This window comes from Chromobacterium indicum, from assembly GCF_039708975.1.
In the GTDB taxonomy this organism is placed as follows: domain Bacteria; phylum Pseudomonadota; class Gammaproteobacteria; order Burkholderiales; family Chromobacteriaceae; genus Chromobacterium; species Chromobacterium piscinae.
The window spans coordinates 17338-37139 of the sequence record NZ_JAYFSJ010000013.1 but is presented as its reverse complement, the minus strand read 5'-3'; the positions used below and the strand labels follow the sequence as shown (position 1 = coordinate 37139).

The following is a 19802-nucleotide window of genomic DNA, read 5'->3' as shown; positions in this document are numbered from 1 at the left end:
GGAAGACGATGAACGCCTATGAAGTGAATTTCGACGGCCTGGTCGGCCCGACGCACAACTACAGCGGCCTGTCCTTCGGCAACGTCGCCTCCACCAGCAACGTCAGCGCGGCGTCCAATCCCAAATTGGCCGCAAAGCAGGGCCTGCAGAAGATGAAGGCGCTGCACGACCTGGGCTTCAAGCAGGGCGTGCTGGCGCCGCAGGAGCGGCCCGACGTGGCGTCCTTGCGCCGGCTGGGCTTCGCCGGCAGCGACGCCGAGGTGATCGCCCGCGCGGCCAAGGAAGCGCCCGCCATCCTGGCGGCGGCGACGTCCGCGTCCAGCATGTGGACCGCCAACGCGGCCACGGTCAGCCCGTCTGCCGACACCGCCGACGGCCGCGTGCACTTCACGCCGGCCAATTTGAACAACAAGTTCCACCGCTCGATCGAGCATCCGACCACCGGCCGCGTGCTGCGGGCGATGTTCGCCGACGAGGCGCGTTTCGCAGTGCATGAGGCGCTGCCGGCGCAGATGCACTTCGGCGACGAGGGCGCGGCCAACCATACCCGCTTCTGCGCCGGCTACGGCCAGCCGGGCGTCGAGTTCTTCGTGTTCGGCGCGGCGGCTTTCGACATGCGCTACGCGAAGCCGGCCAAGTTTCCGGCGCGGCAGACGCTGGAGGCCAGCCAGGCGGTGGCCAGGCTGCACGGCTTGGCCGAGGCCGGCGTGGTGTACGCGCAGCAGGACCCGGACACCATCGATGCCGGCGTGTTCCACAACGACGTGATCTCGGTCGGCAACGGCGAGGTGTTGTTCCACCATCAGCAGGCCTTCCTCAACCAGGCCGACGTGCTGGACGAGATCGCCCGCAAGCTGGCGGCCCGCGGCGGCCGCTTCACCGCCATCGAGGTGCCGCGCGCCGAGGTGACGGTGGAAGAGGCGGTGAAGAGCTACCTGTTCAACAGCCAGCTGCTCTCCAAGCCTGGCGGCAAGATGCTGATCGTGGTGCCGGAAGAGTGCCGCAACAGCGAGCGGGTGTGGAGCTATCTGCAAAAGCTCATCGCCAGCGGCGGTCCGATCGACGAGGTCAGGGCGTTCGACCTGAAGCAAAGCATGCAGAACGGCGGCGGCCCGGCCTGCCTGCGCTTGCGCGTGGCGTTGACCGAGGCCGAGCTGGCGGCGGTGAATCCCCGTGTGCTGATGAGCGACGCGTTGTTCGCGACGCTCAACGATTGGGTGGAGCGCCATTACCGCGACCGGCTGGCGCCCGAGGATCTGGCCGATCCCCAGCTGTTGGCCGAATGCCGCGGCGCGCTGGACGAACTGACCCGCATCCTGGGCCTGGGCAACGTCTATCCCTTCCAACTGGCCTGAGCCGCGTTTTCCGCATCGCAACCCGCCCCGGCAGCGCCGGCGCGGGTTTTTTCTCGTCCGCGGATTTAGCGGCCGTTAACAAATTGCTTGCCAGCTATTCCAAATGCGGGACTATGGTGAGAATTGGCATGGATGTTGCATATTTTAATCAGCGTCGGCATGAAGTCACAGAGGGAAGGGCGATTCCGCAAGAAATTTTCTACAGGGCGGCGGTTGCGGAAAAATGGATAGCAAGTGGTACTGTAGATTGTATGCAAATGAATGATGCTCATGCGTGTATGTTCACAATGGGTGCACGGAACGCGAGGGGCCTGTTCGAATGTGAATAAAAAGAATGGCAAATATGACCGAAATGTAAAATGGACTGTAAAAGGGAAAGAGTTTTGCCAAGTCGGGTCTATAGTAAATTTCCACATGAAGAAAATAATAAAAATCCTTTTGAAATCAAATGGATAAATTGATTTTAAAAGATGGTTTCACAGGCTGTTTTTGAGACGACTATTCGCAATTGACAGTCGATTGGATACATGGTGATAATCGGTTCGCCTGTCGGACAGAAGCCAAAAAACGGCGCGTCCCAGGCGGTAAAACAGGCAGCAGTCAATAAGAGGAGACATCCCGCAAAGCTGCCGGGTAGACAATCAGAGGAGATCTCCAAACGTGGACATTTTTCTGCAGCAAATCCTGAACGGACTCGTTCTGGGCAGCATCTATGCGCTGATCGCGCTGGGCTATACCATGGTGTACGGCATCATGGGCCTGATCAACTTCGCCCACGGCGAAGTGGTGATGTTCGGCGCCATGGTCACCATCACCGTCATCACCACCCTGATGGGCATGGGCATCAACCTTCCGGGGCCGGCTCTGGTGCTGATCGGCCTGCTGGTGGCCATTCCGGCCTGCATGCTGCTCGGCTTCACCATCGAGCGCATCGCCTACCGCCCGTTGCGGGGCAAGCAGCGCCTGGCGCCGCTGATCACCGCCATCGGCGTATCCATCGTGTTGCAACAGGTCGCCATCCTGATCTGGGGCCGCAATTACATCCCCTTCCCGCAGATTCTGGACCATGACGTGGTGACCATCTTCGGCGCCAGCATCACCAAGCTGCAGATCGTGATCGTCGTGCTGTGCCTGGCCATCATGGCCGGCCTGCTGTTGATGGTGGAGAGGACCAAGCTTGGCCGCGCCATGCGCGCCACCAGCCAGAACCCGGCCGTGGCCGGCCTGATGGGGGTCAACGTCAACACCATCATTTCCACCACCTTCGTCATCGGCTCCGGCCTGGGCGCCATCGCAGGCGTGATGGTGGCCACCAACTACGAGCAGGCCCACTACTACATGGGCTTCATGATCGGCCTGAAGGCGTTCACCGCCGCGGTGCTGGGCGGCATCGGCAACCTGGGCGGCGCGGTGGCCGGCGGCATCCTGCTGGGCATCATCGAAAGCCTGGGCGCCGGCTACATCGGCACGCTGACCGGCGGCTTCCTGGGGTCCAACTACCAGGACATCATCGCCTTCATGGTGCTGATCCTGGTGCTGATCTTCCGTCCGTCCGGCCTGCTGGGCGAAAAAATGGCCGACCGCGCCTGATCCGGAGGAGAGAGACATGGATCTGAACCATCTGAGCACCGGCAAGAAAATGGCGGTATTCGCCGCCTGCGCCGTCCTCCTCGCCGTGCTGCCCTTCCTGGTCGGCGGCACGCTGGGCAATTCCTGGGTGCGCATCATCGACTTCGCGTTGCTGTACGTGATGCTGGCGCTGGGCCTGAACATCGTGGTCGGTTTCGCCGGCCTGCTGGACCTGGGCTTCATCGCTTTCTACGCGATCGGCGCTTATGCCTACGCGCTGCTGAGTTCGCCGCACTTCGACATCCACTGGCTGTTCTTCTTCACCATTCCGCTGGGCGCGGCTTTCGCTTCGCTGGGCGGGGTGCTGCTGGGCACGCCGGTGCTGAAGCTGAAGGGCGACTACCTGGCCATCGTGACCCTGGGTTTCGGCGAGATCGTGCGCATCTTCATGAACAACCTGAACTCGCCGGTCAACATCACCAACGGTCCGCAGGGCATCAACCTGATCGACCCGATCCATATCGGCGGCGCGTCGCTGGGCCAGACCATCGAGTTGTTCGGGCTTAGCTTCCACAACGTCTACCTGTACTACTACCTGTTCCTGGCGCTGACCGTGCTGGTGGTGATCATGGCCTGGCGCCTGCAGCACTCCCGCATCGGCCGGGCCTGGGTGGCGCTGCGCGAGGACGACATCGCCGCCGCGGCGATGGGCATCAACATCCGCAACATCAAGCTGCTGGCCTTCGGCCTGGGCGCCTTGTCCGGCGGCGTGGCCGGCGGCCTGTTCGCGTCGTTCCAGGGCTTCGTGTCGCCGGAGTCGTTCAGTCTGCTTGAATCCATCATGATCCTGGCCATGATCGTGCTGGGCGGCATGGGTCATATCCCGGGCGTGATCCTGGGCGCGGTGGTGCTGACCATCGCCCCGGAAATCCTGCGCGACGTGATCGGCCCGCTGCAGATGAAAACCTTCGGCCGGATGCTGATCGATCCGGAGAATGCCCGCATGCTGCTGTTTGGTCTGGCGATGGTGGTGATGATGCTGGTCCGTCCGGAAGGGATGTGGCCTTCCAAGCGCCGCAAGGCTGAATTCCAGCACGCCAAAGAAGAAGCGGCTGCGCAGAAAGGTTAATCATGGCTGAAGTTTTGTTGAAAATCGAAGGTATTCATAAACGCTTCGGCGGCCTGCACGCGCTGAGCGACGTCGGGCTGACCATCAACAAGGGCGAGATCTACGGCCTGATCGGACCGAACGGCGCCGGCAAGACCACCTTGTTCAACGTATTGACCGGCCTTTACGTGCCGGACGAAGGCAAGTTCGCGTTTGACGGCCACGATCTGTTCCAGCAGAAGCCGCACGTGGTGGTGGCCGCCGGCATCGCCCGCACCTTCCAGAACATTCGCCTGTTCGCCGAGATGACGGCGCTGGAGAACGTGATGGTGGGCCGCCACATCCGCTCCAAGGCGGGCGCGCTGGGCGCGGTGCTGCGCGACAAGGGCACGATGGACGAGGAGCGCTCGATCGAGGCCAAGGCCTGGGAGCTGCTGGAATACGTGGGCATCGCCGACGTGGCCGAGGAGCGCGCCCGCAACCTGTCCTACGGCCACCAGCGCCGTCTGGAGATCGCCCGCGCGCTGGCCACCGAGCCCAAGCTGCTGGCGCTGGACGAGCCGGCCGCCGGCATGAACCCGCGCGAAACCGAAGAGTTGAAGGCCTTGATGAGCAAGATCCGCGACGGCGGCGTCACCGTGCTGCTGATCGAGCACGATGTCAAGCTGATGATGGGTCTGTGCGACCGCATCGCGGTGCTGGATTACGGCAAGAAGATCGCCGAGGGCGTGCCGGAAGAAGTGCGCCGCAATCCGAAAGTGATCGAAGCCTACCTGGGAGCGGCCCACGCATGAGCATTCTGGAAGTCAAAAACCTGCAAGTGGCCTATGGCGGCATTCAGGCGGTCAAGGGGATCGATTTTCACATCGACCAGGGCGAGCTGGTCACGCTGATCGGCGCCAACGGCGCCGGCAAGACCACCACGCTGAAGACGCTGGTGGGCATGGTGAAGAAGTCCGGCGGCAGCATCGTCTACGACGGCAAGGACGTCGCGTCGATTCCATCGCATGATTTCGTCCGCCATGGCCTGGCCATGGTGCCGGAAGGCCGCGGCGTGTTCGCCAAGTTGACGGTGGAGGAAAACCTGCAGATGGGCGCCTACTACCGCAACGACAAGGCGGCCATCCAGAGCGAGATCGAACACGTTTACGAACTGTTCCCGCGCTTGAAGGAGCGCCGCCTGCAGCTGGCCGGCACCCTTTCCGGCGGCGAGCAGCAGATGGTGGCGATGGGCCGGGCGATGCTGTCCAAGCCCAAGCTGCTGCTGCTGGACGAGCCGTCGATGGGCCTTGCGCCCATCATCGTCGAGAAGATCTTCGAGATCATCCAGATGGTGTCCAAGCAGGGCGTGACCATGCTGCTGGTGGAGCAGAACGCCAAGCTGGCGCTGGAAGTGTCTCAGCGCGGCTACGTGATGGAAAGCGGCCGCATCACGATGAGCGGCGACGCCAAGGAACTGCTCAACGACGAACGCGTGCGCAACGCCTACCTGGGCGAGTGAGTCTCGTCTAAGTCACCAAATCCCCCGCCGGCTCTGCCTGCGGGGGATTTTCGTTTTCAGCGGCCAGTCCGGCTTCATGATCTTGTATGCGGCTGCCAGGGCCGGTCTGGCGAGACGCAAATGCATATCCGATGCATCCCGCCCTTCACGCCTGCCTGACCGCGAAGATCATGGGCTGGCTTTCAGATTCTGGCCTGCTTCAGCATCTTGTCCAGCGTGCCGTCCTGCCGCATCGCATCCAGTCCGCGGTTGAAGTCCTGGATGCGTTTAGCCGCCTGGGGCTGCCGCTTGGCGATGCCCAGATGCATCGGATAGACGACGACGGCGGGAGGAAGCCACTCCAGCTTGGGCGCGAGAGCGGCCAGACTGCCGTCCAGCAGGTAGTTGGCGACGCCGCGGTCTATCAGCGCCAGGTCGATGTGATGCGCGGCCAGCTTGGCCAGATTGCTGGCGTCGCTCAGCGTTTCGTCGGTTTTCAGCCGGGCGGCGTCGAAGGTCTCGGAGTTGGCGTAGCCGCGCACGATGCCTATGGTGTAAGGCTTGAGGTCGGCCAGCGCGCGGTAGCGGATGGCGTCGTCGCGGCGCTTGAAGAAGCCGATGTGGTTGTCGAGGAAGGCTTGGGAGAACAGGAAGGCGCGTTGCCGCTCCGGCGTGGTCCACAGCCCGACGATGCCGTCCAGATGGCCGCCGCGCGCCTCGCTGACCGCGCGGGCCCAAGGCAGGTAAATGGTTTTGGCGGAATAGCCGGCGCGGCGGAAGGCTTCGCGGACGATGGCCACCGCCACGCCGCCGTTCGACATTTGCGACGACATATAGGGCGGATATTCGGAGGCAGCCAGCGTCAGGGTGTCGGCGCTTCGCGCCGCGCCGGCGAGGAAGGATAGGGAAACCACAAGCATGAGCGTGTATTTCCAGCTGGCCATCGCCTCCCTCCATGGTCGCCGCCGCGCAAGCGGCTTGGTCTGCGTGATTCGAGTATAACGACAAACCATGGAAGCGCGCGTCGGGCCGGACCGCCTCGTCTGGGACGCGCGCGCGGTATCCGCCCGGCATCTGGATGGCTCGCGGCGGCGCGTGGGCATGCCGTCCGGTTTGCCGTAAGCAACCAGGCGGAGGCGAGGCCAAGTGCATGATTTGTTGCGGATGGCCAGGCGCGGCGCGCCGGCGTTTGCATAGACCTTCCCCGGTAACTGCGTCGGAGTGGGCCGCATTCGGGTGTGGCGGCCGCGCACATGATGAAATGCTGATGTTCGATGGCGGCCGGAGCCGCGCATCCGTTGCGGATTGAGTAAAGAGCCTTCCTTCGCTAAATTCAAGACATACCCTCCTATCGCGCAGATCGCCATGAGCCGCTTCCGCCTGCTGTTCGCCGCGCTGTCCACCGTACTGGCGCTATCGGCGAAGGCTGGCGGATTGCCTGCGCTGGATATCCTGACCGAGGATGATCCGCCGCTCACTTTCAGCCAGAACGGCAAGCCCGCCGGACTGGTGGTCGAGGTGGTGCAGGAGATCCAGCGCCGTGTCGGCAGCCATGATCACATTACCGTCATGCCCTGGGCGCGGGGCTACCGGCTGGCGCAAACCCAGGAAAACACGGCGCTGTTCAACACCAACCGGATCGCCGAGCGCGAGCGTCTGTTCAAATGGGTGGGGCCGGTCACCACCACGCTCGGCAGCTTCTTCGTCCGGCGCGACAGCAAGCTCAAGCTGGTTTCGCTGGACGATGCCAGAAAGCTCGGCCAGATCCTGGTAGTGCGCGACTGGTATCTGCAGCTGATGTTGTCGGCGCAGGGATTTTCCAATCTGAACGCCATCGTCACGCCCAACCAGATGGTGTCGATGCTGATGCATGGCCGGGCAGACGTCATCGCCAGCGAGAACACCACCATGCCCACGCAATTGAAGCAGCTGGGTTATCAACCCGCCGACGTGCGCAAGGCCTACACCTTCATTCATACTTCGGGCTATATCGCGTTTTCGCCCAAGACTTCCGATGCGGTGGTCAGGGCCTGGCAGCAGGCGCTGGACGATATGAAGCGCGACGGCAGCTTCGCCGCCATCTATCGCCGCTGGCTGCCTGGCGAGCCTGTGCCGGGGCTGACCGGCGAAAAATAATGCAAGGCGCGCCCGCGGCGCGGGACGCCATTCGATTTCGACAAGGGAAAACCATGTTCAGCCAAACCGTTTTTTGGCACAGCCTGCTGGGGGCCTTGCTGCTGCCGCCGGTGCTCAATCTGCTGCCCATCGTCGCCGGCGCCATGCTGATCCGGCGCTGGCAGCATGTCGGCCGGCTGCTGCTGGCTTTTGGCGTGGCGCTGACTTATCTGCTGTCGATTCCGCAGACGGCGGTGTGGCTGGCGCAGGGCGTGGAGCGCTATCCGCCCATCCATCCGGCCGATTTGTCGGCGGTGGACGCCATCGTGGTGCTGGGCGGCGGCAAGCGGGCCGCGCCGGAATTCGGCGGCAACGCGCCCAGCGGCGACACGCTGGCGCGGCTGCGCTACGCCGCCTATCTTGCGCGGCACAGCGGCAAGCCGGTGCTGGCGACCGGCGGCGCGCCCTTGGGCGGCGAACCCGAGGGCGCGGTGATGGCGCGCGCGCTGCGCGACGATTACGGCATCCGCGCGCGCTGGGTGGAGGAACGTTCCGACACTACGCTGGACAACGCGCGCTTGTCGGCGGCGATGTTGAAGGCGGATGGCGCGACGCGAGTCGCGCTGGTCAGCCAGGGTTGGCATCTGGCGCGCGCGGTGCCGTTCTTCCAGCGACAGGGCCTGCAAGTGCTGCCGGCCCCGACTGGCTTCATCCGTTATGAAGGCCCGGCGTTCCAGCGCTACCTTCCCAGCGGCAAGGCGATGGAAGAGTGCCATGCCTTGCTGCGCGAATATATCGGTTTGCTTTACTACCGCATGAGGCCGGGAGCTTGAGCTTTCCCGGCAATGGCGGGCCGTCGGCGTAAATGTAAAAGCCTTGCCTGGCGTGGCAAGGCTTTTCCCATTTCAACTCAACAACGGCGCAGGACTGCGGAGGATAGCGTGTTCGGTCATTCCTATGATTTGTCTGGCAGCGCCTGCGCAGGGCGGCGCGGGCCGGCAAAGATCTTTACGAAGATGGAAACCAGGATCATCAATGTCGCCAGGCCCGGCAGCAACAGCGTGCCGCACAGGATGAGGGCGAGCAGGGATAACAGCGCCAGCCGCCCCCAGCCGACTTCCATCAGCCAATCCACATATAGCCGCCAATAGATGGCTATCTTGTGGCAGGCGGCGTTGAGGTCGGCCAACGCTTCCGAGTGATTGTGCCGGTTCATGCGATTCTCCCGTGTCTGTGTGTAGCCTGACTCTAGGTCGCCGCTTGGCGCCGCGATACGGGATTGCGACGGAATGCGCCGCGTTGGGGATGGAGTGGCGATAGGCGCGATGAACGGGCGGAGAGCATATGGGCTTTCCGCCCGGAATCCTGGACGCGACAGCGTTCAGGCCTGATTTGCGTTTCAGCCGGGGCGCGCTCGAACTACTTCGGCGACCGGCACAACAGCGAGGCGGCGGCGCAGGCGCTCAGCGCCAGGCCGAGGTTTTGCGCCAGGCCGGCCAGGCCCAGCATCAGGCTCAGCAACAGATAATAGCTGAGGCCGAACAGGGCGCCGGCGGCGCCGGCCTGTTCGCGGTAATGGCGCAGCGCCTGGCTCAGCACATTGGGAATGGCGATGCCGAAGGCGATCACCACGCCGGTGACCGGCAGCAGTATCCATGCCGAATCTCCAAGCAGCCAGGCGGCTAGGCCGGACAGCAGCGCCAGCCGGCAGGCGACCCGCACCAGCTGCGCCGGCTGCCGTCCGCTTCCCAGCAACCTGCGGTTCAGCAGGCTGCCCAGCAGCGAGGCGGCGGCCAGCGCCGCGCCGGACCAGCCGAATTGGCTGGGACTCCAGCCCTGGCGCTCGAACAGAAACGGCGCCAGGCTGTAGTAGCTGAACAGCATCGCGTTGAACAGCGCCACCAGCATCGCGTTGCGCCACAGCTCGGCGTCGCGCAGCATCCGGCCGGCCAGCCGCGCCATGTCGGGGCGGACCGTTTCAAGCGGGCGGGTTTCCGGCAGCCGCAGCGCCGCCAGCGCCAACAGCGCGAAGGCGAGCAGCAGCAGGGCGGCGAACACGCCTTGATGGCCGAAGTGGCCGGCCAGCCAGCCGCCGCTGACCAGACCCAGCACCGGGCTCAAGGCCAGCGCCGCGCCCAGCAGCGAGAACACGCGCGCCAGCCGGATCGAATCGTAGCTGTCGCGCAGCATGGTCTGCACCACCACCGAGCCGGCCGCCGCGCCGAGCGCGGAAATCATCCGCGCCAGCAGCAGGGTGTCGAAATCGGGGGCGGCCAGCGCCAGCGCGCAGCCGGCGCCGTAGCAGGCCAGCCCCAACAGCATCGCCGGACGGCGGCCCAGCGCGTCGCTGAGCCAGCCCCACAGCGCGACGCCGGCGGCGAAGGCCAGGAAGTAGACCGACAGCGTTTGCGAAGCGCGCGTCTGGCTGACGCCGAAGGCGGAGGCGATGTCGGTCAGCGCCGGGCTGTAAATGGTTTCCACCAGTTGCGGGAACGTGATCAGCGCCGTCAGCAGCCACAGCGCCGGACGGGTCGTCGTTTTCATTGCTTTTTCCTTTCTTTCTTGACGGCCGCCAGTCTAGAGAAAGGAAAATTGTCTGATTACAATGATAAGGACTTTATCTATTTGAAATCGGACATATGGCTCTGATTTTGGCCGAACAGGAATTCGACGCCGACGGTTTCGACGCGCCGGTGATAGGCATCGCCGCCGACATGGGCCTGCACGACTCCGGCCGCCACTGCCACCGCCGCCACCAGCTGCTGTTCGCCGCCGCAGGCTGCATCACCATCGAGCTGGCGGACACGCTGTGCCTGCTGCCGCCCAGCCGCGCGGCCTGGATTCCGGCAGGCACCACGCACCGGGTGCTGATGCGCGGCGTGGTCGCCTATCGTTCGCTGTATTTCGCCGCCGAGCTGCCGTTTCCCGCGCCGCCCTTGCAGGTGGTGGAGGTCAATCCATTATTGCGCGAGGTGATAGAGCGGATGGCGTTCTGGCCGTGGGATTGGCCCGTCGAAAAGCAGGCTGGCCTGCTGGCGGTGTTCGGCGAGGAGCTGCAGGCGGCGCGGGGGGAGAACTGGCGGCTGCCGTTTCCCACCGACGCCAGGCTGGCGGCCTGGCTGGACAGCGTGCATCGCGGCGAGCTGCCGCCGCGGCTGAACCAGCTGGTGGAGCAGGTGGGGGCCAGCGAGCGCACCATCAGCCGCATCTTCATCCGCGACACCGGCATGAGCTACCAGGCCTGGCGCCAGCAGTGGCGCCTGTTGCGGGCGATGGAGCTGCTGGCCGACGGGACAAGCGCCGGCGAGACGGCGCAGCGGCTGGAATTCGCCAGCGACAGCGCCTTCATCGCCTTTTTCCGCCAACACACCGGCGAGACGCCGGCGCGTTACGCCCAAGCCTAATCCAGCGTATCCAGGTAGTCGCGCGTCGGCCAGCCGGCGCTGCGCCGCCAGGGCGGGACGAAACCGTCCGGCAGCGCTTGCGGCTCCACGGTGATGGTTTCGCGCTGGCGGCCGTCGGCCGAGCGCAGCGACACCTGCAGCGGCATCTGCCAGCGCTCGCTCCAGCGCAAGGTCTTGCCGGCCTTGCTGTAGACCACGGCGTCCGCGCCGCCGGCTTTCCTGGCGAAACCGCGCATCTTCGTCATGTCCACTAGCTGGCTGGCTCGCTCCCACGAACCGTCGAAGCCGGCATCGCGCCATTCGCGCGGCTCGACGACGATTCTTTCCTTCTTGGCCGCGTGGACGAATTCCACTTTCAGCTCGCCCTTGGCGTCACGCCAGACGTGGCGCGGGGCGGCGGCGAAGTCCAGGTGCTGGTGGCCGTCGTCGTCGTGGCGGTGCGGCGCGCCGGCGTTCAGACGTTCGCGCCAGGCATGTCCGTTCTGGCGCACCCACCGTTCGCTGTAGCGGATGGTTTTCTCGACGCCGTCGGCGCCCTGGCTGATGGTTTCGTAGCGGACGACGGCCTGCAGATCGGGCGGGGCGGCGAGCGCCTGCTGGGCGGCGAGCGCCAGCGCGGCGAGAGACAAGACTTTCATCGATATCTTTCAAAGCGAAGCGCGCGGCCGGGCGGCCGCGCGCGGGAGGGATTACAGGCCGAGCGCGGACTTCACCAGGCCGAACACCTTGGTGTTGTCCATCACGCCCTTGAAGCCCTTGCTGCCGGCGCCGCCGGACATCAGCATCACGTCGCCGCCGCCGTGGGTTTCGCTGGACAGGCGGATGCCGGTTTCCTGCTGGTAGTCGTCGGCGGTGGCGGCGGCCGAATCCACCGATACGCGGGTCGGCTTGCGGTTGGGGCCGTTGCCGAACACCAGCGTGGTGTAGACCGCGCCATCGGCGTCCTTGGACGGCTGGCCGTCGACATAGCCGCGCGAGATGTCGTGGATGGGGTTGCCGCGCTTGGAATAGCCGTTGATGGTCATGGTGTGGTCGTGGTCGGCGGTGACGACCACCAGGGTGTTGTTCAGATCCACCTTGGCCAATGCGGTCTTGATCGCGTCGTCGAAGGCGACGGCGTCCACCAGCGCGCGCTTGGCGTTGGTGCCGTGCAGCGCGTGGTCGATGCGGCCGCCTTCCACCATCAGCACGTAGCCGTTGCCGTTCTTGGCCAGCACGTCTATCGCCGCCGCGGTCATCTGCGCCAGGCTGGGCTGGTCCACCTTGTTCTTGACGCGGTCCAGCTCGTATTCCAGGTGGTCCTTGCCGAAGATTCCCACCACGCGGCTGGCGGATTTGGCGTCGAAGGCGGCCAGATCGGTGCCGGTCTGCAGCACCGGATAGCCCTTGGCGGCGAATTCCTGCAGCAGGTTGCGGCCGTCGCCGCGCTTGCCGCCGCTGGTCTTGGGCAGCAGGAATTTGCTGCCGCCGCCCATCAGCACGTCCAGGCCGCCGCCCAGCTTTGCGTTGTAGCCGGCGCCGCCGGGCACCGCCTGGGCGATGATGTCGGACTCCGCGTCGCGGTGGCAAACGTGGGCGTAGGTGGCGGCCGGCGTGGCGTGGGTGACGCGGGTGGTGGTGACCGCGCCGATGGCCTTGCCTTTGGCCTTGGCCAGCTCCAGCAGCGTGGCGGCGGGCGCGCCGTTATTGCTGCCGCAGTTGCCGGTGCCGTCGCTGTTGGGCTCGATGGCGCGGGTGTCGGACGACATCGAGATCACCTCGTTGTTCATCTTCACGCCGGTCATATAAGCTGACATCGACGGCGCGCTGTCGGTGGTCTGCGCGTCGTTGGAGAAGGTCTTGATGCGCGCGGTGCGACCAAGCTTCTCCATATTGAGCTTGCCGCTCTCGCCGTACTGGTAGATGCGGGCAGCGGTGACAGTGGCCGGCCCCATGCCGTCGCCGAGAAAGAAGATCACGTTCTTGGCCTCGCCGGCGGCGTGGGCGGGGATGGCGGACAGCGAGGCCAGCACGGCGGCGGCCAGCAGGGTTTTCATCGCGGTTTTCATTTTCTTGTGCTCCATCACAGGCCGGCGGCCTTCTTGACCAGGCCGAATACTTCTATGTTTTCCAGGAAGCCGTGGATGCTGTCCGCGCCCTGGCCGATGGCGCCGATGTAGACATCGGTGCCACCATGGGTTTCGCCACCGGCCGGCATCCGTATCGCCGCTTCCTGGTGGTAGTCGTTGGCCGAGACGGCGTCGTCGGTCAGCGCGGCCGCCGCGCTGCGGGCGCCGGCGACGCGGTTTTCGCCATTGCCGAAGCCGATGATGGAGTAGGGCATGCCGTCGGCGTCGGTCAGGTTCTTGCCGCTGACATAGTCCTTGGCCAGGCCCAGCACGCCCGGATTGCCCGGCGCGGTCTTGCCGGTGCGCTTGGCGTAGCCGTTCAGCACCAGGGTGTGGTCGTGGTCGGCGGTGACGACGATCAGCGTGTTCTTCAGGCCGGGGTCTTTCTGCTGCATCGTGCTGATCGCGGCCTGGATGGCCTGGTCGAAGGCCACGGTGTCCTGCAGCGCCTTCTTGGCGGTGGTTTCGTGCAGGGCGTGGTCGATGCGGCCGCCTTCCACCATCAGGAACATGCCTTGCTTATCGCTGCGGTTCGCCAGCAGATCGATGGCCTTGGTGGTCATCTCGGCCAGGCTGGGTTCCTTGTTCGGGTCGCGGTCCAGGTCGTAGCTCATGTGGCTGCTGGTGAACAGGCCGACGGCGCGCTGGGTCTTGGCCGGATCGATGGCGCTGAACGCGGCCTTGTCGGCAACGTAGCCGTAGCCCTTGGCCTTCAGCTCCGCCACCAGGTCGCGGCCGTCGGCGCGCTTGCCGCCGGCAGCCTTGGGCAGGAAGAACTGGCGGCCGCCGCCGAACACCACGTCCACGCCGTCTTGCAGCGCGGCGTTGTATTGCGCGCCGCCCGGCACCAACTGGGCGGCGATGTCGGATTCGGCGTCGCGGTGGCAGACGTGGGAATAGGTGGCGGCCGGGGTGGCGTGGGTGACGCGGGTGGTGGTGACCACGCCGGTGGCGCGCTTGCCGGCTTTGGCCAGCTCCAGCAGCGTGGACACCGGCTTGCCGTTGCCGGCGCCGCAGTTGGACGTCAGGTCGGCGGTGGGCGATTTTGCCACGGTGTCGGTGGACATCGAGATGACTTCGTTGTTCATCTTGACGCCGGTCATGTAGGCCGACATCGACGGCGCGCTGTCGGTGACCTGGGCGTCGTTGGAGAAGGTTTTGACGAAGCCGGACTCCGGCAGCGTGTCCATCGTCAGCTGGCCGTCCTCGCCGGCGGCGTAGATTCGGGCGGCGGTGGTGGTGGCGATGCCCATGCCGTCGCCGAGGAAGAAGATGACATTTTTGGCGGCCGCAGCCGGGGGCTGGGCTTCTGCGTTGTCCTGGGAGCGGGCGGCGTTGCCGCCGCCTCCGCTGCTGCAGGCGGCAAGGGCCAGCGCGGCCAGCAGGCCGGCGCCGAGAGTGAAAGTGCGCATCACGGAATACCTTATTTTAGTAAAAATGCGCACAGATGATATTTTTAAGGTATTTCTGCCAAAATACCAAAATATTAAGATTGGATGACGAAGGGGGTCAGCTCTTCCACAGATGGGCGAGGAAGGACACCCGCACCTTGGCCTCGCCGGCATGGCAGGGCGCCGTGACTTTATGCGCCGGCTTGCTGGTGTCCCGCAGCAGCGGCTCTCCGAAGGGCGGGCCGTCGGCGCGGCGTATCGCCGCCACCAGCGGCTCGCTGGGCTTGGCGCCGGCCGAGATCACCACGCAGATTTCCTCGCTGGCGATGCGCACGAAGCTGCCGGGCGGGTAGATGCCCAGTTCCTTGACCAGCATGGTGATGAAGGCCTGATCGAATTCGTTGTCCTTGCGCTGGAAGATCTGCCCCAGCGCGGTCGCCGGCAGCAGCGCCGATCGGTAGCGACGCGGCAGCAGCTTGGCGCAGGTGATGTCGGCCAGACGCAGCATGTGCGCCGGGGGCAGGATCTGTTCCCTGGGCAGGCCGAAGGGGTAGCCGTTGCCCTGCCAGGACTCGTGGTGGGTCTGCACCAGCGTGTGCCACAGCTGGTCTTCAACCCCGGCTTCTCGCAGGATGGCCGAACTCATGATCGGGTGGTCGAGTATCGCCCGGCGCTGGTCGTCGTCGAGGCGGGAGGCCTGGCCGAACAGCTCGTTTTGCAGTTCCACCTGAGAGATGTTCATCGTCAGCGCCGCGCAGATCAGCGTCTCGCGATGTTTGGGCGGCAGCGTGATGTGGCGGGTGAAGATGGACAGCAGCGCCGCCGCGTGCAGCGAGTGGGCGACGCTGTATTCGGAAAACGGCACCAGGAAGATGGAAGCGATCAGCGCGTCCGGGTATTTCTCCGCCAGCTGGATCAGCGACTGGGCGATCTCCATCACCTTGGCTTCGAAGTTGCGGGTGACCAGCGCGTGGTGCAGCACGCTGCGCACCCGCTGTTGCAGGAAGGCGATGTCCTCGAACAGCGATGGCTTGTGGTTGTCGTTGAGATTGGGCTTTTCTGCCGGCTTGGCCTCGGCCTTGGCCTCGGCGAAGCCCAGGCTGACCAGTTTCTGCTTCTGCTCCGGCGTCAGCACGTAATGGCCGCGCTTGAGCAGCAGGAAGCCGCTTTTGGAATAGACGTCCACCGGCAATTCCTTGCCGATGGACAGCATCGATGAAGAAACCTTGGTCGGTTTCTTGCCAGAGTCAACGGTCATGTCGATAGTCGCTTGCGACGTGAAAATTCACAGCATGATAATTCAATGTCATTGCAAGCTGTACTCAATCTCGACTATCGCGGCAACTCGTTCCAGACTTTTTGCAGCCGCTTGACCGAAACCGGGTACGGGGTTTTCAACTCCTGGGCGAACAGGCTGACGCGCAACTCTTCCAACATCCAGCGGAAGTCCAGCACCGCCGGCGCCGCCTCGCCCTGTTCCTGTTGCTCCGCCACGCGTTGTTCCCATTGTTGCCACAGCTCGCGGATTTCCGCGCCGCGCTGGCCGTCCCGCTGCGGATTGGCCGGCTGCTTGTCCATGCGCATGCTCATCGCCTTCATGTAGCGCGGGAGCTGGGGCAGCTGGCTCCACGGCGTGGCCGCCAGGAAGCCCTTGTAGACCAGCTTATCCATTTGTTGTTTTAGCTCATGGCCCAGCTTGTGCTTCTGCATTTTGTTGCATAGCGGAACATATTCGGCGGCGATCTGCTGCAGGTACTGCGCCACCGCCTGGATCACCGCCGGCAAACGGGTGCGGGCGCGGTTCTTCTGGTCGTTGAAGGCCTTTTCATTGCGCGGCAGCGCGTCCTCGCCGATGAAGGCGCGGTCGCAGATGGCGGCGATGGCGTCGGCGAGCAGGTCGTCGGCGTTGGCCACCGCGCGCAGCTGCAGGCCGATCTGGGTCATGCCCGGCAGGCCTTTGCCCAACTGCTTCATCTGCTCTTTCAATTGCAGTTGCAGCAGCTTCACCACGCCCTGGCGGTGATGTCTTTCCGCCACGGCCTGGGTGTCGAACAGGCGGATGGCGACGCGGTCTTCCTCCAGCGTCAGCGCCGGGTAGCCGGTCAGCTGCTGGCGGCCGCGGGCGAACTGTATGCTTTCCGGCAGCTCGCCGAAGTCCCAGGTCTTGACGTCGTCGCGCTCGAATTCGGCGCTGGTGTCGCGGAAGGTCAGTTGCGCCGCCTGGCCGAACTGCTTTTGCAGCGCGGCCAGATCCCGGCCCATGCCGATTTCCTGCTTGCCGTCGTCGATCACGCGGAAGTTGAACAACATGTGTTCAGGCAATTCCTGCTTGTTGAACTCGTCGATGTCCACCTTGACGCCGCCGGTCTCGCGCAGGATGAAGCGCGCCAGCTGCGCCGCGATCGGCTGCTGCAGGTCAGGGTTGGTCAGCAGGAAGCGGGTGATGAAGTCCGGCACCGGCACGCAGCAGCGGCGGATCTGCTTGGGCAGGCCCTTGATCAGCTGCTGCAGCTTGTCGCGGATCATGCCCGGCACCAGCCATTCGAACGGCCCCGGCGTCAGGCGGTTCAGGATGGCCAGCGGCACATCGATGGTGACGCCGTCCAGCGGGTGTTTCGGCTCGAAGCGATAGCGCAGCTTCAGCTTGCCGTCCTCCAGCTCCAGCCATTCCGGAAACTGGTTTTCAGTCACGTGCTGGGCGGCGTGGCGCATCAGCTCTTCGCGGGTCAGGTGCAGGAGCTTGGGCTCGGTTTTTTCCGCTTCCTTGCGCCAGGCTTCGAAGCTGGCGGCGTCCACCACCTCGGCCGGGATGCGCTCGCTGTAGAAGGCGTACAGCGCTTCCTCGTCCACCAGCACGTCCTGGCGGCGCGCCTTGTGCTCCAGTTGCTCCACCTCGCGGATCAACTGCTGGTTGCGTTGGAAGAAGGGCGCGTTGCTGACGTATTCCATATTCACCAGCGCGCCGCGGATGAACAGCTCGCGGGCTTCTTCCGGGGCGATGCGGCCATAGCTGACGGCGCGGCGTGGGATCAGGGTCAGGCTGTACAGCGTGACGCGCTCGCTGGCCACCACTTCGCCGCGGCTCTTTTCCCAATGAGGTTCGAAGTAATGGTATTTGATCAGGTGCGGCGCCAGCTTTTCCACCCATTCAGGCTCGATCTTGGCCACACAGCGGGCGTAGAGGCGGGTGGTCTCCACCAGTTCGGCCGCCACCAGCCACTTGGGCTTGGCCTTCTTCAGGCCGGAGCCGGGGAAGACGTGGAAGGCGACGCCGCGCGCGCCCTGGTAGTCGTCGCCTTCCTGGTTTTTCATGCCGATATTGCCGATCAGGCCGGTCACCAGCGCCTTGTGCAGGTTTTCGTAGGCGACGGCGTCCACTTGCTGGCGTTTCTTGACCGACATCTGCGCGTCCGGCTGTTCGGCGTCGGCATGGGCTTCGTCGCGGGTGATCAGGCCCAGCTCGCTGGCGATCTCGGCCAACTGCGCGTGCAGCTCGCGCCACTCGCGCATGCGCATATACGACAGGAAGTGGTCGTGGCAGGCGTTGACCAGCTGGCGGTTGGTCTTCTTGTTCTTCAGCGCATCGGCGAAGAAGTCCCACAGGTGCAGGAAGGACAGGAAGTCCGACTTTTCGTCATTGAAGCGCGCCTGGGCTTTTTCGGCGGCGTCGCGGGCTTCGAACGGCCGCTCGCGCGGGTCCTGTATCGACAGCGCGGCGGCGATGATCAGCACTTCGCGCGCGCAGTGGAAGTCGCGGCCGGCGAGCAGCAGGCGGCCCACTTTCGGGTCCACCGGGATGCGTGCCAGCTCCTTGCCCACCGGAGTGAGCTCTCCCAGCTCATTGACTGCGCCCAGTTCGGTCAATACCTGGTAGCCGTCGGCCACCAGGCGGCTGGACGGCGCTTCCAGGAAGGGAAATTCGTCCACCTTGCCCAGCCGCAGCGCGGCCATGCGCAGGATCACCGCCGCCAGGTTGGAGCGGACGATTTCCGGGTCGGTGAAGGCCGGACGGGCGTTGAAATCGTCCTCGGCGTACAGGCGCACGCAAATGCCGGACTCGACGCGGCCGCAGCGGCCGGCGCGCTGGCGGGCGGCCGCCTGCGATACCTTCTCCACCTGCAATTGCTCCACTTTGGCGCGCGGGCTGTAGCGGTTGATGCGCGCCAGGCCGGTGTCGATCACGTACTTGATGCCGGGCACCGTCAGCGAGGTTTCCGCCACGTTGGTGGCCAGCACGATGCGGCGTCCGCCGGACGGTTTGAAAATCTTTTGCTGGTCCTCGTTGGACAGCCGGGCGAACAGCGGCAGGATCTCGTAGCCGCGGATGCCGGACTTGCGCAGCTTTTCCGCGGTTTCGCGGATTTCGCGCTCGCCGGGCAGGAAGACCAGCATGTCGCCCGGCCCCTGGCGCGACAGCTCGTCGGCGGCGTCGACGATGGCGTCTTCCATCTCCATCTCGCGCTCGTCCTCATCGCGCTGCTTCAGCGGGCGGTAGCGCACTTCCACCGGGTAGGTGCGGCCGGACACCTCGATCACCGGCGCGCCGTCGAAGTGCCTGGAGAAGCGGTCGGCGTCGATGGTGGCGGAGGTGATGATGATCTTCAGGTCCGGGCGGCGCGGCAGCAGCTGCTTCAGGTAGCCCAGCAGGAAGTCGATGTTCAGGCTGCGTTCGTGCGCCTCGTCGATGATGATGGTGTCGTACGCTTCCAGGTAGCGGTCGGTTTGCGTCTCCGCCAGCATGATGCCGTCGGTCATCAGCTTGATCACCGATTTTTCCGACAGCTTGTCGGTGAAGCGTACTTTGAAGCCGACGTGCTCGCCCAGCTGCGAGCCCAGCTCCTGCGCGATCCGCGTCGCCACCGAGCGCGCGGCCAGCCGGCGCGGCTGGGTGTGGCCGATCAGGCCGAACACGCCGCGGCCCAGCTCCAGGCAGATCTTGGGCAACTGGGTGGTTTTGCCGGAGCCGGTCTCGCCGCAGATGATCACCACCTGGTTCTTGTCGATCGCGCTCTTGATGTCGGGCAGCTTCTGGTTGACCGGCAGCGCGTCGTCGAACTGGGGCTTGGGCAGATGCGCGCGGCGCGCGTCGGCGCGGCTGCGCGAACGCTCCACCTGGCCGGCGATGTCAGCCAGCAGCTTGTCGGCGGGCTGGTTTCTCTTCTGCCGTTCAGCGGCGTCGGTCAGCTTGCGGCGCAGGATGTGGCGGTCGCGGATCAGGCAGGAGGACAGGGCGGCCTTGAGTTCGGCCAGAAGCGGGGCGGTGGTCATGCGG

The 19802-nt window shown here is 64.9% G+C and carries 16 protein-coding genes; 8 read left to right on the top strand and 8 right to left on the bottom strand.

Annotated features, from left to right (window positions below; genetic code table 11):
* Positions 1-8: 8 nt before the first annotated feature.
* The 5 genes from astB to VA599_RS17535 all read left to right on the top strand — a co-directional run bounded on the left by astB (position 9) and on the right by VA599_RS17535 (position 5533).
* Positions 9-1355: an N-succinylarginine dihydrolase gene (astB, locus tag VA599_RS17555; protein ID WP_346789790.1), complete on the top strand. Its 1347-nt coding sequence runs from the start codon at positions 9-11 to the stop codon at positions 1353-1355.
* Between the two features lie 660 nt (positions 1356-2015).
* Positions 2016-2945, top strand: coding sequence for a branched-chain amino acid ABC transporter permease (locus VA599_RS17550; RefSeq protein WP_021478326.1), 930 nt, complete (start codon positions 2016-2018; stop codon positions 2943-2945).
* A 16-nt stretch (positions 2946-2961) separates the two neighbouring features.
* Positions 2962-4053: an ABC transporter permease subunit gene (locus VA599_RS17545; protein WP_021478327.1), complete on the top strand. Its 1092-nt coding sequence runs from the start codon at positions 2962-2964 to the stop codon at positions 4051-4053.
* Positions 4054-4055: 2 nt separating this feature from the next.
* Entirely contained in the window at positions 4056-4826 is a 771-nt protein-coding gene (locus VA599_RS17540) for an ABC transporter ATP-binding protein (RefSeq protein WP_021478328.1), read from the top strand.
* On the top strand, positions 4823-5533 hold the full coding sequence (locus VA599_RS17535; RefSeq protein ID WP_011135058.1) for an ABC transporter ATP-binding protein: 711 nt from the start codon (positions 4823-4825) through the stop codon (positions 5531-5533). Before VA599_RS17540 ends, VA599_RS17535 begins: the two co-directional genes overlap by 4 nt.
* Positions 5534-5715: 182 nt before the next feature.
* Here VA599_RS17535 and VA599_RS17530 read toward each other — a convergent pair whose 3' ends face one another.
* On the bottom strand, positions 5716-6432 hold the full coding sequence (locus VA599_RS17530) for a substrate-binding periplasmic protein (protein ID WP_346789789.1): 717 nt from the start codon (positions 6430-6432) through the stop codon (positions 5716-5718).
* A 445-nt stretch (positions 6433-6877) separates the two neighbouring features.
* Between VA599_RS17530 and VA599_RS17525 the strand changes: the two genes are divergently transcribed.
* On the top strand, positions 6878-7648 hold the full coding sequence (locus VA599_RS17525; RefSeq protein WP_346789788.1) for a substrate-binding periplasmic protein: 771 nt from the start codon (positions 6878-6880) through the stop codon (positions 7646-7648).
* A gap of 53 nt (positions 7649-7701) precedes the next feature.
* Positions 7702-8460, top strand: coding sequence for a YdcF family protein (locus VA599_RS17520; protein ID WP_346789787.1), 759 nt, complete (start codon positions 7702-7704; stop codon positions 8458-8460).
* A 122-nt stretch (positions 8461-8582) separates the two neighbouring features.
* Here VA599_RS17520 and VA599_RS17515 read toward each other — a convergent pair whose 3' ends face one another.
* Both VA599_RS17515 and VA599_RS17510 read right to left on the bottom strand, forming a co-directional pair.
* Positions 8583-8843 carry a hypothetical protein gene (locus VA599_RS17515; RefSeq protein WP_021478332.1) on the bottom strand — a complete coding sequence of 87 codons (261 nt, stop codon included), beginning with the start codon at positions 8841-8843 and terminating at the stop codon, positions 8583-8585.
* A 203-nt stretch (positions 8844-9046) separates the two neighbouring features.
* A complete protein-coding gene (locus VA599_RS17510) occupies positions 9047-10171 on the bottom strand; it encodes a multidrug effflux MFS transporter (RefSeq protein WP_346789786.1) in 1125 nt (374 codons plus the stop codon).
* Between the two features lie 95 nt (positions 10172-10266).
* Between VA599_RS17510 and VA599_RS17505 the strand changes: the two genes are divergently transcribed.
* Positions 10267-11031 carry an AraC family transcriptional regulator gene (locus VA599_RS17505; RefSeq protein WP_346789785.1) on the top strand — a complete coding sequence of 255 codons (765 nt, stop codon included), beginning with the start codon at positions 10267-10269 and terminating at the stop codon, positions 11029-11031.
* On the opposite strand, the gene VA599_RS17500 is transcribed toward VA599_RS17505, so the two are convergent.
* The 5 genes from VA599_RS17500 to hrpA all read right to left on the bottom strand — a co-directional run bounded on the left by VA599_RS17500 (position 11028) and on the right by hrpA (position 19798).
* Positions 11028-11669: a hypothetical protein gene (locus VA599_RS17500; RefSeq protein WP_346789784.1), complete on the bottom strand. Its 642-nt coding sequence runs from the start codon at positions 11667-11669 to the stop codon at positions 11028-11030. The genes VA599_RS17505 and VA599_RS17500 overlap by 4 nt on opposite strands.
* 51 nt (positions 11670-11720) lie before the next feature.
* On the bottom strand, positions 11721-13079 hold the full coding sequence (locus VA599_RS17495) for an alkaline phosphatase (protein WP_346789783.1): 1359 nt from the start codon (positions 13077-13079) through the stop codon (positions 11721-11723).
* Positions 13080-13093: 14 nt separating this feature from the next.
* A complete protein-coding gene (locus tag VA599_RS17490) occupies positions 13094-14551 on the bottom strand; it encodes an alkaline phosphatase (protein ID WP_346789782.1) in 1458 nt (485 codons plus the stop codon).
* Positions 14552-14648: 97 nt separating this feature from the next.
* On the bottom strand, positions 14649-15788 hold the full coding sequence (locus tag VA599_RS17485; RefSeq protein WP_104946585.1) for an HD-GYP domain-containing protein: 1140 nt from the start codon (positions 15786-15788) through the stop codon (positions 14649-14651).
* Between the two features lie 74 nt (positions 15789-15862).
* Complete coding sequence (hrpA, locus tag VA599_RS17480) at positions 15863-19798, bottom strand: ATP-dependent RNA helicase HrpA (protein ID WP_346789781.1); 3936 nt, start codon at positions 19796-19798, stop codon at positions 15863-15865.
* Between the last annotated feature and the right edge of the window lie 4 nt (positions 19799-19802).